The sequence below is a fragment of the Flavobacterium zubiriense genome (assembly GCF_041729725.1).
Classification (GTDB): domain Bacteria; phylum Bacteroidota; class Bacteroidia; order Flavobacteriales; family Flavobacteriaceae; genus Flavobacterium; species Flavobacterium zubiriense.
In genome coordinates this window covers 172,026-187,812 of the sequence record NZ_JBCFQL010000006.1, presented here as the reverse complement: position 1 = coordinate 187,812, position 15,787 = coordinate 172,026, and the positions used below count along the sequence as shown (strand labels likewise).

Here is a 15,787-nt window from a genome sequence, read left to right as displayed (position 1 = left end):
ATCTAATGTCAAATTATTCAATGCTATTCCAAATTAAATCCTATCTAAAATTCCTTTGGTATTCTAAAAATGAGCATGCGGTGCACTCCCCTTTTGTTTTCAGTTTGATTACTAAATGTTTTTATGATAAAAAAATAAAGAAGGAATACGCTATTTTACAAGAATACCGCAACACACTTTTAAAAAACAAAAACAGCATTGAAGTCACTGATTTTGGAGCTGGTTCTAGAATATTTAATTCGAATACCCGAATTATTGCCCAGATAGCCAAAACAGCAGGAATCTCTCCAAAACGTGCGGAATTATTATATCGAATTACACATTATTTTCAGCCAGAGAACATTTTAGAATTAGGAACTTCCTTAGGATTAGCTACTTCTGCCTTAGCCTTAGGATCCCGAATCCCGACGCTTCGGGACGGGACAAAAGCTTCAATTGTAACATTAGAAGGCTGTTCAAATACAATGGCAATCGCAAAAAAACAATTGCAAAAATTGAACGTCAATAATGTAGCATTTATTACGACTGAATTTTCAGCATACCTCACAACTCACAACTCACAACTCACAACTCACAACCTGATTTACTTCGACGGCAATCATTCGAAAAAAGCTACTTTAGAGTATTTCGAACTTTTATTACCCACAATTACAAATGACAGCGTTTGGATTTTTGATGATATTCATTGGTCAGTTGAAATGGAAGCAGCTTGGAAAATTATCAAAGAACACCCGAAAGTTACCGTAACCATTGATACTTTTCAGTGGGGATTAGTTTTCTTTAGACAAGAACAACCCAAAGAGCATTTTATCATTCGTATCTAAAAAAAAATGACAGCCATTACTGACTGTCATTTCCTGAATTAATAACTAAAGTTATATAAATCAATTATTCTTTAGCTTTAGCCATTTCTTCAGATTTAGCTCCCATTCTATTTATCTTAAACATTGGACCAAACTTTAATTTTATAGAAGCAATTTTAGCATTGTCATCAGAAGACAACCCTTCATTTTCAACTGTATTTTTTCTACTATCTAATCCTTCATACATCATTTTAATCTCATCATAATCTTCTCTAGAAAAATTCTCTTTATTGTCTTTATATGACTGAAAAAAAGCTTCGTAAACACTTAAGATATTATCTTTATTTACCCAAGTAAAACTCATGTCTTCTCCCATTTTTCCATCTCCAAACAAAGTATTTCTCAATTTTTGTTTAGAATTTACAACTGGATTAGCTGTTGCATTCGCTGCTTGAATTTTAGCTTTCAAAGCTTCATATTTAGCTCTACTTGCATTAATATCATCTTGTTCTTTAGCGCTCTCTTTTAGATTTCCCAAAGCAGTTTCAGCCTCAGATACCCTTAATTGATACACTGCATCAATTGATTCCCAATTTGTTTGAGCATCTTCAGTAGAAACATTTTCTAAAGAATCTACATATACTACATATGTTTCAACTGTTTTTTTCGCCTGAACTTCTTTCTCATCTTTACAAGACGTAAATCCTAAAGCGATCAACGCAACTCCTAATAATAATGCACTTCTTTTCATAATATTTTATTTAATTTTCAACAAAACTATACTGAATTGCATCATATTCAATTTTAATCCAATAATTATACAACTAATCAAAAAAATTATGATAGAGCTACAAAAAAACTGAATTACTCAAAAAAAGACTCAAATTACATGAATATCACAATTCATTTTTACAGTATATTTTAAAAGAATTAGTACTAACTAATAATTCAAAAGTCTTTTGTACTTTTAAACCAAAACTTAAATATCTGGCTAAGTCCATCAAAGCATTAAATCTTATATAAAAATGTCAAAACCATTAATTAAAATAACTAATATTAAACGAGATTTTGTACTAGGAAACGAAATCGTTTATGTCTTAAAAGGTATTGATTTAGAAATTAATAAAGGGGAATATGTTGCACTTATGGGACCTTCCGGTTCTGGAAAATCAACATTAATGAATCTTCTGGGCTGTTTAGACACTCCTACTTCGGGGAGTTATATTTTAAACGGAAAAGATGTCAGTAAAATGAAAGACGACGAATTAGCTGGAATTCGAAACAAAGAAATTGGTTTTGTATTCCAAACTTTTAATTTACTGCCTCGAACTACTGCACTGGACAATGTGGCATTACCCATGATTTATGCCGGATATTCAAAATCAGAACGCAATAAAAGAGCGACGGAAGTTTTAGAACAAGTAAATCTGGCTGACCGAATGGATCACCAACCCAACCAACTTTCGGGTGGACAACGCCAACGTGTGGCTGTTGCTCGGGCTTTGGTCAACAAACCTTCCATTATTCTTGCTGACGAACCTACAGGAAATTTAGACAGTAAAACATCTCTTGAAATCATGAAACTCTTTGGCGACATTCATGCGCAAGGAAATACAGTAATTTTAGTAACACACGAAGAAGAAATTGCCGCTTATGCACACCGAATTATTCGTTTACGTGATGGATTGATTGAAAGCGATAATAGGAAGTAAGCAGTGCTCAGAAGGCAGTAATCAGTTAGCAGAATTTAGAAAGCAGTTGAACAGAAGACAAAAAACTTAGTTTCTCAGCAACTTAGAAACTTAGCATCTTAAATAAAATGAAAATATACACTAAAACGGGAGACAAAGGCAGTACTTCGCTTTTTGGCGGAACTCGAGTTCTTAAAGATCATATTCGAATAGAAAGCTACGGAACAATCGATGAGCTAAATTCTTACATCGGATTAATTCGGGATCAGGATATAGATGTGCATTATAAATCAATTTTAATCGAAATTCAAGACCGTCTTTTTACCGTTGGGGCTATTTTGGCAACGCCAGCGGAAAAAGAAACTTTAAAAAATGGTACTCCCCGTTTACAAAAATTAGGAATTATACCTTCGGATATTGAACTATTAGAAAAAGAAATTGATGCTATGGAAACCGAACTGCCGCAAATGACTCATTTTGTCTTACCAGGCGGACATTCTACTGTGTCACATTGTCATATTGCACGCTGTATTTGTCGCCGTGCCGAACGCTTAACAGTACACTTAAGTCACAATGAAACCGTTCCTGAAATAGTTATTAGCTATTTAAACCGACTTTCTGACTATCTTTTTGTGTTGGCACGAAAGTTGACCTTTGATTTAAACGCCGAGGAAGTAAAATGGATTCCGAGAAAGTAATCAGTTTGCAGAAGGCAGTAAACAGTACAAGTCTGAACACTAAAAACTGAATACTGAACACTTAAAAAAACACGTTCTTAAATTTAACTAAAAATAAATGGTTTTTTACTTGTCTTTTTCAGTAAAAAATTTATTTTTGCACAAAACTAAATCGACAAAAGATGTATTGGACACTAGAATTAGCATCCTATCTAAGTGATGCCCCTTGGCCTGCTAACAAAGACGAACTTATTGATTACGCTATACGTGCAGGAGCTCCATTAGAAGTAGTAGAAAATCTACAGTCTATTGAAGATGAAGGCGAGATATATGAGTCAATGGAAGAAATTTGGCCAGATTATCCAACTGACGAAGATTATCTTTGGAACGAGGATGAATATTAAAAAACTAAGAAAAAGTCTCAAAAGAGGCTTTTTTTTTGGTTCAACAAAGAGATACAATTAATTAGAAATACAAATATATTATGAGTTTCATAAACAGCATTCTTAAAGTTTTTGTAGGAGACAAATCGGAGAAAGATGTAAAATCTTTACAGCCCTACTTAAGCAAAATAAAAACTTTTGAAAGTAACTTACAAACGCTATCTCATGATGAGTTAAGAGAGCGAACTACTTTCTTTAAACAAAAAATTAAAGATGCACGTGCTGGAATTGATGCTAAAATTACTGCACTTAAAGCCGAAGTGGAGAAAATTGAAGACATTGATAAAAGAGAAGATCTCTACACCGAAATTGATAATCTGGAGAAAGAAGCTTATACTGAATCAGAAAAAACCTTAATGGATATTCTTCCTGAAGCTTTTGCGGTAGTAAAAGAAACAGCAAGACGTTTCAAAGACAATAATGAAATCACTGTTACTGCCACTGCAAAAGACCGTGAATTTTCAGCAACAAAATCGTATGTTAGTATTGAAGGAGACAAAGCTGTTTGGTTAAACAAATGGAATGCTGCTGGTAAAGAAATCACCTGGGACATGATTCACTATGATGTTCAGTTGATTGGTGGAATGGTTTTGCACCAAGGTAAAGTTGCCGAAATGCAAACAGGAGAAGGAAAAACATTGGTAGCGACCTTGCCTCTTTATCTAAATGCGTTGACTGGAAACGGAGTGCATTTAGTAACCGTGAATGACTACTTAGCAAAACGTGATAGTACCTGGAAAGCACCTTTATTTGAATTCCACGGAATGACTGTAGATTGTATCGACAACCACCAACCGAATTCTGAAGGTAGAAAAAAAGCGTACGATGCTGATATTACTTATGGGACTAACAACGAATTTGGTTTTGATTACCTAAGAGACAACATGGCACATTCGCCAACGGATTTGGTTCAAAGAAAACACAACTTTGCTATTGTTGATGAGGTGGATTCGGTATTAATTGATGACGCCAGAACGCCATTGATTATTTCTGGTCCAGTTCCACAAGGAGATCGTCACGAATTCAATGAGTTGAAACCAAAAATCGAAACACTTGTTGGATTGCAACGTCAGTTAGCAACAGGTTTCCTTACTGAAGCTAAAAAATTAATCAAAGAAGGAAACACCAAAGAAGGCGGTTTCTTACTTTTAAGAGCTTACAGAAGTTTACCTAAAAATAAAGCGTTGATTAAATTCTTAAGTGAAGAGGGAATCAAACAATTGCTTCAAAAAACCGAAAACCAATACATGCAAGACAACAACCGCGAAATGCCAAAGGTTGATGAAGCATTGTATTTTGTTATCGAAGAAAAAAACAATCAGGTAGAATTGACTGATAACGGAATCAAATTCCTTTCAGGAGATACTGATGCTGACTTTTTCGTTTTACCAGACATTGGAACTGAAATTGCCAATATCGAAAAGAAAAAATTAGACAAAGACGCTGAAGCTGAAGAAAAAGAAAGATTGTTTCAAGATTTTAGTATCAAAAGCGAACGTATTCATACTTTAACACAGCTTTTAAAAGCTTATGCTTTATTCGAAAAAGATGTAGAATACGTGATCATGGACAACAAAATTATGATTGTCGATGAGCAAACAGGTCGTATCATGGATGGTCGTCGTTATTCAGACGGATTACACCAAGCAATTGAAGCTAAAGAAAACGTAAAAATCGAGGCTGCGACACAAACTTTTGCAACGGTAACTTTGCAAAACTACTTTAGAATGTACAACAAACTAGCTGGTATGACTGGTACTGCAGTTACTGAAGCTGGAGAGTTATGGCAAATCTACAAATTAGATGTTGTTGAAATCCCTACAAACAGAGGTATTGCAAGAATTGACAAAGAAGATTTTATCTATAAAACTACTCGTGAAAAATTCAACGCCGTTATCGAAGACGTAACTCAATTATCTAATGCAGGTCGTCCCGTTCTTATTGGTACAACTTCTGTAGAGATTTCTGAATTATTGAGCCGAATGCTAAAAATGCGCGGTGTAACGCACAACGTTTTGAATGCTAAAATGCACAAGCAAGAAGCACAAATTGTTGAAGAAGCTGGAAAAGCCGGAGTAGTAACTATTGCAACAAATATGGCTGGTCGTGGTACCGATATTAAATTATCTCCAGAAGTAAAAGCGGCTGGTGGTTTAGCAATCGTTGGTACTGAGCGTCATGATTCGCGTCGTGTGGATCGTCAGTTACGTGGTCGTGCGGGTCGTCAGGGAGATCCAGGAAGTTCTCAGTTTTATGTTTCTTTGGAAGACAACCTGATGCGTTTATTTGGTTCTGAAAGAGTAGCTAAAGTTATGGACAGAATGGGATTGGAAGAAGGTGAAGTAATCCAACATTCGATGATGACTAAATCTATCGAACGTGCTCAGAAAAAAGTAGAAGAAAACAATTTTGGTGTTCGTAAACGTTTATTAGAATATGATGACGTAATGAACGCGCAACGTGAAGTAGTTTACAAACGTCGTCGTCACGCTTTGTTTGGCGAACGTTTGAAACTGGATATCGCTAATATGTTGTACGATACTTGCGAACTTTTTGTTCAAAACACTAAAGCAACGAATGATTATAAAACTTTCGAATTCGATTTGATTCGTTATTTCTCCATAACTTCTCCTGTAACGGAAGCTGAATTTACAAGATTAAACGAAATTGAATTAACTGGAAAAGTATATAAAGAAGCCTTAAACTATTACACTGAAAAATGTGATCGTAGTGCCAGAGAAGCATTCCCAATTGTAAAAAATATTTTTGAAGACCCAAGTAATCAATTTGAGCGCATTGTAGTTCCTTTTACTGATGGTGTAAAATCATTAAGTGTAGTAACTGATTTGAAAAAAGCCTACGAAACAGAAGGAAAACAATTAATAGCTGATTTCGAGAAAAACATCACGCTTTCTATTGTTGATGAAGCCTGGAAAAAACACTTGCGTAAAATGGACGAATTGAAACAATCGGTTCAATTAGCCGTTCATGAGCAAAAAGATCCATTGCTTATCTATAAATTCGAAGCTTTCAATTTATTCAACAGCATGTTGAACGGAATCAACAAAGAAGTAATTTCATTCTTATTCAAAGGAGATTTACCGCAACAATCGGCTCCAGAAATTGAAGAAGCAAGAGAAGTAGTTCGTCCAAAAGAAAAATTACAATTGAGTAAAGACGAAATTCCAAATAGCGAAAACATGAACCGTGAAGCTGGGGAAACGCAACAACGCCAGGTAACAGAAACTATCGTAAGAGAGATGCCAAAAATCAATCGCAACGATACTGTAACGGTACAACAAATAGCTACCGGAAAAACGGAATCTATGAAATTCAAAAAAGCAGAAGCTTTATTAGCAACTGGCGAATGGGTTATTGTTAACGAGTAATCAGTTTGCAGTATTCAGTCGGCAGTTTGCAGACCGCATAAATTTAGAAATCCCCGATGAAAGTCGGGGATTTTTTTGTTTTAGGAGCAGAACTTTTTGTGTTTTCAATGAGCATCCCTCCCGCTATTCGTTGCAATCTTTTTTTCGGAAAGAACTTCAAAAAAGGATTTTCACTGCTACTTGCCTGTCGGCAGACAGATCGGGACTAGTAAGCATGAGTAATTTTCTCGATAGTAAGACCCTCCATCCAGTAATTGCGAGGAACGAAGCAATCACATTAGCCAAAACAATTATTTATAAGATATATTTTAAATTTATTTTAAATTTATTTTAAATTTATTTTAAAAGTATATATACAATGAAAACTTCACAAAGAAGAAAAACTGCACTTATATTGATATCAATGTCGATTCCCATGTTCACTCTGTTATTAATGCAGATGATGGGATATAGATTAGTTATAACCTTCCCTTCAAATCTCCTGCTATAATATCAGAATGCGAAGCATCATAAACCGATTTTCCGTCTTTTATTAAAAGAATTTGTGGCGATTCGTGATACACATTAAAACGATTGGCTATTTCATTCGAAACTTCGCGGTAAGCGATTAAGTCTAAAAAATAAGGCGTAACCTCCTCTTGTAAATCAAAATCGTTTTCAAATTGTTTTAGAGCCATTCTACTCACACTGCAACGGGTACTGTGTTTAAAAATAACCGCTGGTTTCTCATTCGAATTGAAAATAATCTCACCCAACTGATCAATATCAGTAAGCAGTACCCAGTTCATTTTACTTTCTGGTTGTTTAGGAGTTTCATCACTCCCAAAAATATCTTTAAAAAAACTCATGTTTTGACTAGTTTTAGGTCATTTTGACATTTTATTATGATAAAAATCATCATTATAATGTCATTTTGACTGTAAATTTACGATGGAATACAAATTGAATGTTGTTCAGCAAAGATAAATAAATAGCAACTCAAAAATATACGAATCATGAATATAAATAAATTCACCATTAAATCGCAGGAAGCCATTCAGCTTTCGCAAAAACTCGCACAAAGTTACGGACAACAACAAATAGAAAACGAACACATTTTTAAAGCCATATTTGAAGTCGATGAAAATGTAGCGCCTTTTATTTTGAAAAAATTGAACGTGAATGTGCCTTTATTTTTGCAAATTCTGGACAGCACCATTCAAAACTTCCCTAAAGTTTCGGGTGGCGATGTGATGCTTTCCAGAGATGCCAACAAAGCGCTAAACGAAGCCGAAATTATCGCTAAAAAAATGAACGATGAATATGTTTCTATCGAACATTTAATCTTAGCTATTTTCGATTCTAAAAGCAAAGTGGCGCAAATTTTAAAAGATCAGGGCGTTACTGGAAAAGCACTGAAAGCCGCTATTGAAGAATTGCGCAAAGGCGAAAGAGTAACCTCAGCATCTGCCGAAGAAACCTATAATTCGTTAAATAAATACGCTAAAAACCTGAACGAATTAGCCAAATCAGGAAAACTAGATCCGGTAATTGGTCGTGACGAAGAAATCCGACGCGTATTGCAAATTCTTACCCGAAGAACAAAAAACAACCCCATGCTTGTGGGAGAACCTGGTGTGGGGAAAACCGCCATTGCCGAAGGTTTAGCACACCGAATTGTAGATGGCGACGTGCCTGAAAACCTGAAAGACAAAATTGTTTTTTCACTGGATATGGGCGCTTTGATTGCCGGAGCCAAATACAAAGGTGAATTTGAAGAGCGCTTAAAATCGGTAGTGAAAGAAGTCACTGCAGCCGAGGGAGACATTGTATTGTTTATTGACGAAATCCATACTTTGGTTGGTGCCGGAGGTGGCGAAGGTGCTATGGATGCAGCCAATATCCTGAAACCAGCCTTGGCTCGTGGAGAATTGCGTGCCATTGGTGCAACCACTCTCGACGAATACCAAAAATATTTCGAAAAAGACAAAGCCCTTGAAAGACGTTTCCAAAAAGTAATTATCGAAGAACCCGATACGGAGAGTGCGGTTTCCATCCTTCGTGGAATCAAAGAAAAATATGAAACGCACCATAAAGTACAAATCAAGGATGAGGCCATTATTGCTGCGGTGGAATTATCGCAACGTTATATTACCAATCGTTTTTTACCCGATAAAGCCATCGATTTAATGGACGAGGCGGCTTCTAAAATCCGAATGGAAATCAATTCCAAACCCGAAGAACTGGATGTTCTGGATCGAAAAGTAATGCAATTGGAAATCGAAATTGAAGCCATCAAACGCGAAAAAGACGAGAGCAAACTCAAGATTTTAGGAATGGAACTAGCCAACCTGAAAGAAGATCGAAACAAAATTTTCGCCAAATGGAAATCAGAAAAAGATGTGGTGGATAACATTCAGGCGGTAAAAACAGAAATCGAAGACTTTAAATACGAAGCCGAACGTGCCGAACGCGATGGGGATTACGGAAAAGTAGCCGAAATAAGATACGGAAGAATCAAAGAAGCTCAGGAACGATTAGACGTTTTACACAAAGAATTACAAGAAAATCAAGCAGGCGGAAGTTCGCTAATCAAAGAAGAAGTAACCCGCGAAGACATTGCCGAAGTAGTAGCCAAATGGACTGGAATTCCTGTGGTAAAAATGCTTCAGGGCGAAAGAGAAAAACTACTGCATCTGGAAGAAGAATTACACCGCCGTGTGGTAGGTCAAGAAGAAGCCAATGAAGCCGTGAGTGATGCCGTACGCCGCAGCCGTGCCGGATTACAAGACATGAAAAAACCTGTGGGTACCTTCTTGTTTCTGGGAACAACGGGTGTGGGGAAAACCGAATTGGCAAAAGCCTTAGCCGAATATTTATTTGACGATGAAAATGCCATGACCCGAATTGATATGAGTGAGTACCAGGAACGCCACAGCGTGAGCCGTTTAGTAGGTGCACCTCCGGGATATGTGGGCTATGACGAAGGCGGACAATTGACCGAAGCCGTGCGCCGCAAACCGTATTCAGTGATCTTACTGGATGAGATCGAAAAAGCGCATCCTGATACCTTTAACATCTTGTTGCAGGTGCTGGACGAAGGACGTTTAACAGACAATAAAGGTCGCCTTGCCGATTTTAAAAACACCATAATCATCATGACTTCTAATATGGGAAGCCAGATTATACAAGAGAAATTTGAGTCCCGAGACTTCGGGATAAAAGGTGGTGTCGAAGCCGCAACCGAAGCTGCTAAAGTGGAAGTTTTAGGATTATTGAAACAAACTGTTCGCCCAGAATTTATCAACCGTATTGACGAAATTGTGATGTTTACACCGTTGACCAATGCTAATATTGCTCAAATTGTGGGCCTCCAACTCAAATCGGTGACTAAAATGCTGGCACAACAAGGCATCACTATGGACGCCACACCGCAAGCTATCGCTTATTTATCTGATAAAGGCTATGATCCGCAGTTTGGAGCCCGTCCCGTAAAACGTGTCATTCAAAGAGAGGTACTGAACCAGTTGTCTAAAGAAATTCTGGCTGGCAAAATCACCACCGATAGCATCATCCTTTTGGACGCTTTTGATGGGCAATTGGTTTTTAGAAACCAGAGTGAGTTGATCAATTAGTAGTCATTGCACGCGTAGCGTGGCACCCGAGCGAAGAGAACGGAGCGTAGCTAATCTCACTAAGTTGCTCAACTTGCTCTTAGTAAATATGATTGCCACGCTATCGATCGCTCAATGTCATTGAGTTAAGGATTCGTCTGTTCGAGTTGGTTTACAATTTGCGACAGAAAATTGTAAACCCGTATCGAGAACTCTAGTTTGTATAAAGCTTCTCGATACAATTTTAAATAATTAAGCTATCGCAATATTATTTAAAATTACTCGAAGCGACGAATGAAAAAGCTTAACTTAAAGACATTGATCGCTCGCTATGATATACAATAACCCAAAACACCAGTCAAATGACTGGTGTTTTTTTTATTTAGGAGCATAATAACTATGCTAAGAGAAATGAGTAGTTAGAACTATATAATGTCGTATTTTGAAACGATATATTTTTGTTTAAAACATTAATTTGTAGTTATTTAAGCTAATAAAGCCTCTTTTGACTTTACGCCTTTAAAACTTTCGACTTATTTAATGTGTATAATTTGTTGCAATGTAAAAAAACCGCCATACCTTATATTTTATAATTATACCAATTAGATATATGATAAATTCCAATTATTTTTTGTCACATCGATAGCAATCCAGTTGCAATAATGGTTCTCGACTGTTTTAGAACTGACAATAAGATCAATTTATATTCAAAACGGTATCTGTATTAATAAGAATAAGATAAAAAAATTTATATAATTTGTGAGGTAAAAACCAACACTATTTTATTTCAACTATCTATAAAGGAATACTAATTTCCTATTTTTACATCTACTTTTTCAGCTTCAACTTTTAAACCTTTATTATCTAGCGTGATACTTGTAGTGTTAGTAGTATCAGCTGGAGAAGCTTCTTTTTCAATAATTGTTGTACTTTCTGTTGTTGAAGCAGGCATCACAATTACCTCTTTTTCTACAGCTTTGTCTTTACATCCCACCATTGTTACAAGAATGGTTAATGTTAAGAAACCAATACTCTTTTTTGTTTTAAAATTTTTCATGATAATTGTTTTATTAAATTAATACTGTAGTAACTGCGTACAGCTCAATACAAAGATGATATTAATAATTCAACAAAATTTATAAAATTATTTCAATAATTTACATTATTCCTTGTTTACATAAACATCAGCTAACTTTGCGTACAAATTGAGTAAGCCTACATTCTGTGTTTTTCTGAAAATGTTTTAATTCCCCCTGAACAGCTATTTTTTTAAAGGAGCATAACGAGAGTATTCCATAAGTACTTCCCTCCTGCTGTTCGCTCTATCTCTTGTGTTCGCTATCGCTTCCACAAGAGGATGCCGCTACCATCAGGGCTATTTAGAACGTTTGTTTTCCATAATATCATTCAAAAATTACTAATCCCCCAGCTCCACTAAGTCTCTGACTTTGTGGCTGTGAGTATCGGTTTTTAACCCGATAGCTCGCACATACGTAACCGTTAGCAGAATTGTATTCTGTGCCCGCAACAGTAAGCAAAAAATCTAACTATCGTGAGTTTCTTGCGGAGATGCTTCCTTCGTCAGCAGGACAAGTTTGTGGGGAGTTGGGCTGCTAAAAAATTATCCAGCTCCGCTAAGTCTCTGACTTTGTGGCTGTGAGTATCGGTTTTTAACCCGATAAAATAACTATAGCTATACAGCTGTAAGAGATAGCTTTACACTTCCTCAAAGTCAGAGACTTTGCGGAGCTATAAGTTCAACAAATAATCTAACTATCGTGAGTTTCTTTCGGAGATGCTTCCTTCGTCAGCAGGACAAGTTTGTGGGAAGTTGGGCTGCTAAAAAATTATCCAGCTCCGCTAAGTCTTTGACTTTGTGGCTGTGAGTATCGGTTTTTAACCGATAAAATAACTATAGCTATACAGCTGTAAGAGACAGCTTTACACTTCCTCAAAGTCAGAGACTTTGCGGAGCTATAAGTTCAACAAATAATCTAACTATCGTGAGTTTCTTACGGAGATGCTTCCTTCGTCAGCAGGACAAGTTTGTGGGTAGTTGGGCTGCTAAAAAATTATCCAGTTCCGCTAAGTCTCTGACTTTGTGGCTGTGAGTATCGGCTTTTAACCCGATAGCTCGCATATACGTAACCGTTAGCAGAATTGTATTCTGTGCCCGCAACAGTAAGCAAAAAATCTAACTATCGTGAGTTTCTTACGGAGATGCTTCCTTCGTCAGCAGGACAAGTTTGTGGGGAGTTTGGGCTATTAAATGAATTCTAGCAGTATGGCGCACTGTCTTTATTTCCTATAACCAGGAATCCCTACCTCAACTATAGGCGCGCCTACCAAAACTATAGGCGAGCCTACTAAAACTATAGGCGCGCCTACAAAAATCATAGGCACGCCTACTAAAACTGTAGGCGTGCCTACTAAAACCATAGGCGTGCCTACTAAAACTATAGGCACGCCTACCAAAACCATAGGCACGCCTACCAAAAGCATAGGCGCGCCATACTAAAACTATAGCGTGCCTAAACCTTTTTTAGGCAATACCTACTAAATGGTTAGGCGTGCCTATCAAAAACATAGGCAAGCCTAGCTAAAATGAAGGCTTCGCCTATAAAAACTATAGGCGCACCTACCAAAACTACAGGCGAGCCTACTAAAACTATAGGCGCGCCTACCAAAATCATAGGCACGCCTACCAAAACTATAGGCGAGCCTACTAAAACTGTAGGCGTGCCTACTAAAACCATAGGCGTGCCTACTAAAACTATAGGCGCGCCATACTAAAACTATAGCGTGCCTAAACCTTTTTTGGGCAATACCTACTAAATGGTTAGGCGTGCCTATCAAAAACGTAGGCAAGCCTAGCTAAAATGAAGGCTTCGCCTATAAAAACTATAGGCGCACCGACCAATATTATAGGCGCGTCTAGCCAAAACAGAGGTGTCGCCTACAAAATCGAAAGGAGCGCCTCGCTATTAGTATGGCAAAGTTTCTAGTAAAAAAAAAGCTGTTTTTAGTCCGATTGGGTTTAAAAATCAGTATTATATATTATATAAAATCTGCTCCCGATCGGAGAGTAACAGGATGATATCCCACTCCCTTGGAATGACAATTTTACAAATGAAAAAATGGTGTTTGCAACACAAATCAGTGTAGCTACGAAGGTAAACCCAATTGTATTTCCACGGCTTAGTTTAGAAAGCAGTAAATATTAAAAAATATTCTTATAAGTTTAACTCGTTGGGTGAAATTGTTTTTGGATATTAAATTTTCGTCAGTTCGAGTGAATTTTCAGAAAACGCGACAGCTTTTTCTGAAAATTTGTATCGAGAACAAGAAAATATTGAATAGAAAACGGTTCTCGATACATTTTTAGCTTCATTTCATTACGCAAAAAATACTACCATTGACATTTTTGATAATTTCACCCAACGGGTAATAAGTTTATTATTTTTATACCATTACATTTTTATCACTCTTAAAAATAGTTGCTTGAAGCAAAGCCGAAAGAACGATTGTCATTAAAGCTCCAATAAAATTCAGCCATAAATAACCTAGTTTTTCTTCGCCACTTGGATAAATGAAAATAGCAAAATAATAAATAATAAGAATCGTCACTTGGGTAATAAAAGCACTGTAAAAAATAGCTTTGGCTTTAATGAATTTGATATAAAAACCAACTAAAAATATTCCCAAAACGGTTCCGTAAAATATAGAACCAATAATATTTACTAATTGGATTAAATTTTCGAAAAGTGTTCCAACACAAGCAAAGAGAATCGCTATAATTCCCCAAAAGAAGGTAAAAAATTTGGTCGCATTCAAATAGTGTTTTTCTGTTTTTTCCTCTTTTAAATTTCGTTTATAAATATCGATAGCCGTTGTTGAAGCTAAGGCATTAAGTCCCGAAGCGGTGGAAGACATGGCTGCCGAAATGATTACTGCAAGCAATAAACCAATTAAACCTTTGGGTAAATAATTTAGGATAAAATGAAAGAAAACATAATCTTTATCATTGGTTTCACTATCATTATCGGCTTTTAGAATAATTTCCTTGGCATGATCTCTTAAATCTTTTTCTTTCGTCGAAATGGCCACCAATTCTTTTCTAAGAATAGGATTATCATAATCCTGATTCAATTGATCGATGTATAAAAGGTTGATTACTTTCTTGTCTTCGGAAAGGGTTTCGAGCTTTTCTTCTAATGCGTGGTATTCATTTTTATATATTGATTTTTCAATCGCTATTTTATTATTGGGATTGAAATTTAAAGGAACAGGATTGAATTGAAAAAAAACAAAAACCATAACTCCCGTTAATAAAATAAAAAACTGCATCGGAACTTTTAGAATTCCATTCATGATTAATCCCATTTGACTTTCACGAACTGATTTTCCAGATAAATATCGTCCTACCTGTGATTGATCGGTCCCAAAATAAGCCAAAGCCAGGAAAAAACCACCTGTTATTCCGCTCCAAAAAGTGTATTTTTCCTCAGGATCGGTAGAAAAATCGACAATATTCATTTTTCCATTGGCACCAGCAATATGCAGTGCATTAGTAAAAGTCATATCATTAGGTAGAAAGTGAAGAATAAGAAAAAAAGTAATAAACATCCCCGACATAATTACAAACATCTGTTGTTTTTGGGTTACGTTAACTGCTTTTGTTCCGCCTGTAACGGTATAAATAATTACCAGAATCCCAATTATAATATTCATATACGTTAAGTTCCAACCTAATAATGCCGATAAAATAATAGCTGGAGCATAAATGGTTAATCCGGTTCCTAGACCTCTTTGAAATAAAAATAAGATAGCAGCTAGGGAACGTGTTTTTAAATCAAAGCGTTTTTCAAGGTATTCGTAAGCGGTAAAAACTTTGTATTTATGATATATAGGAATAAAAGTCAAACAAATCACAATCATGGCTATTGGGAGTCCGAAATAAAATTGCACAAAACCCATTCCGTCATGATAGGCTTGTCCCGGAGTCGAAAGGAAAGTAATGGCACTAGCCTGAGTTGCCATTACCGAAAGTCCTACGGTATGCCAGGGAGTTTCGTTGCTTCCAAGGATAAAATCCTCTACGTTTTTACTTCCTTTAGTTTTCCAAGCACCATAAATTACTATAAAAAGCAAGGTGATAATCAATACAATCCAATCAAATAGTTGCATGGTC

General features: G+C 36.2%; 12 protein-coding genes. 7 read left to right on the top strand and 5 right to left on the bottom strand.

Translation table 11 applies throughout. From position 1 onward, the window contains the following. Positions 1–20 precede the first annotated feature (20 nt). Entirely contained in the window at positions 21–824 is an 804-nt protein-coding gene (locus tag AAGV28_RS07380) for an O-methyltransferase (protein WP_373406211.1), read from the top strand. Positions 825–888: 64 nt separating this feature from the next. Here AAGV28_RS07380 and AAGV28_RS07375 read toward each other — a convergent pair whose 3' ends face one another. Next, positions 889–1,554: a hypothetical protein gene (locus AAGV28_RS07375; RefSeq protein WP_373406178.1), complete on the bottom strand. Its 666-nt coding sequence runs from the start codon at positions 1,552–1,554 to the stop codon at positions 889–891. A 274-nt stretch (positions 1,555–1,828) separates the two neighbouring features. Between AAGV28_RS07375 and AAGV28_RS07370 the strand changes: the two genes are divergently transcribed. The 4 genes from AAGV28_RS07370 (at position 1,829) to secA (ending at position 7,003) form a co-directional block, all read left to right on the top strand. Continuing rightward, entirely contained in the window at positions 1,829–2,515 is a 687-nt protein-coding gene (locus AAGV28_RS07370) for an ABC transporter ATP-binding protein (protein ID WP_373406177.1), read from the top strand. A 107-nt stretch (positions 2,516–2,622) separates the two neighbouring features. Further along, the gene (locus AAGV28_RS07365) at positions 2,623–3,192 is read left to right on the top strand and encodes a cob(I)yrinic acid a,c-diamide adenosyltransferase (protein WP_373406176.1); all 570 of its coding nucleotides are present in this window, start codon (positions 2,623–2,625) and stop codon (positions 3,190–3,192) included. A gap of 161 nt (positions 3,193–3,353) precedes the next feature. Further along, positions 3,354–3,575, top strand: a complete 222-nt coding sequence (locus AAGV28_RS07360; RefSeq protein ID WP_007138072.1) for a DUF2795 domain-containing protein — start codon at positions 3,354–3,356, stop codon at positions 3,573–3,575. A gap of 80 nt (positions 3,576–3,655) precedes the next feature. Continuing rightward, positions 3,656–7,003 (top strand): preprotein translocase subunit SecA, encoded by a 3,348-nt coding sequence (gene secA, locus AAGV28_RS07355; RefSeq protein WP_373406175.1) that lies wholly within the window; start codon positions 3,656–3,658, stop codon positions 7,001–7,003. A gap of 458 nt (positions 7,004–7,461) precedes the next feature. Here secA and ytxJ read toward each other — a convergent pair whose 3' ends face one another. Then, positions 7,462–7,851: a bacillithiol system redox-active protein YtxJ gene (ytxJ, locus tag AAGV28_RS07350; protein ID WP_373406174.1), complete on the bottom strand. Its 390-nt coding sequence runs from the start codon at positions 7,849–7,851 to the stop codon at positions 7,462–7,464. Between the two features lie 147 nt (positions 7,852–7,998). Here ytxJ and clpB point away from each other — a divergent pair, with 147 nt between their 5' ends. Continuing rightward, entirely contained in the window at positions 7,999–10,617 is a 2,619-nt protein-coding gene (gene clpB / locus AAGV28_RS07345; protein WP_373406173.1) for an ATP-dependent chaperone ClpB, read from the top strand. Positions 10,618–11,404: 787 nt separating this feature from the next. Here clpB and AAGV28_RS07340 read toward each other — a convergent pair. Beyond that, complete coding sequence (locus AAGV28_RS07340) at positions 11,405–11,653, bottom strand: hypothetical protein (RefSeq protein WP_373406172.1); 249 nt, start codon at positions 11,651–11,653, stop codon at positions 11,405–11,407. A gap of 1,241 nt (positions 11,654–12,894) precedes the next feature. Continuing rightward, the gene (locus AAGV28_RS07335) at positions 12,895–13,098 is read right to left on the bottom strand and encodes a hypothetical protein (RefSeq protein ID WP_373406171.1); all 204 of its coding nucleotides are present in this window, start codon (positions 13,096–13,098) and stop codon (positions 12,895–12,897) included. A gap of 102 nt (positions 13,099–13,200) precedes the next feature. Between AAGV28_RS07335 and AAGV28_RS07330 the strand changes: the two genes are divergently transcribed. Then, entirely contained in the window at positions 13,201–13,389 is a 189-nt protein-coding gene (locus AAGV28_RS07330; protein WP_373406170.1) for a hypothetical protein, read from the top strand. A gap of 669 nt (positions 13,390–14,058) precedes the next feature. Here AAGV28_RS07330 and AAGV28_RS07325 read toward each other — a convergent pair. Then, positions 14,059–15,783: a sodium:solute symporter family protein gene (locus AAGV28_RS07325; protein WP_373406169.1), complete on the bottom strand. Its 1,725-nt coding sequence runs from the start codon at positions 15,781–15,783 to the stop codon at positions 14,059–14,061. Positions 15,784–15,787: the final 4 nt, after the last annotated feature.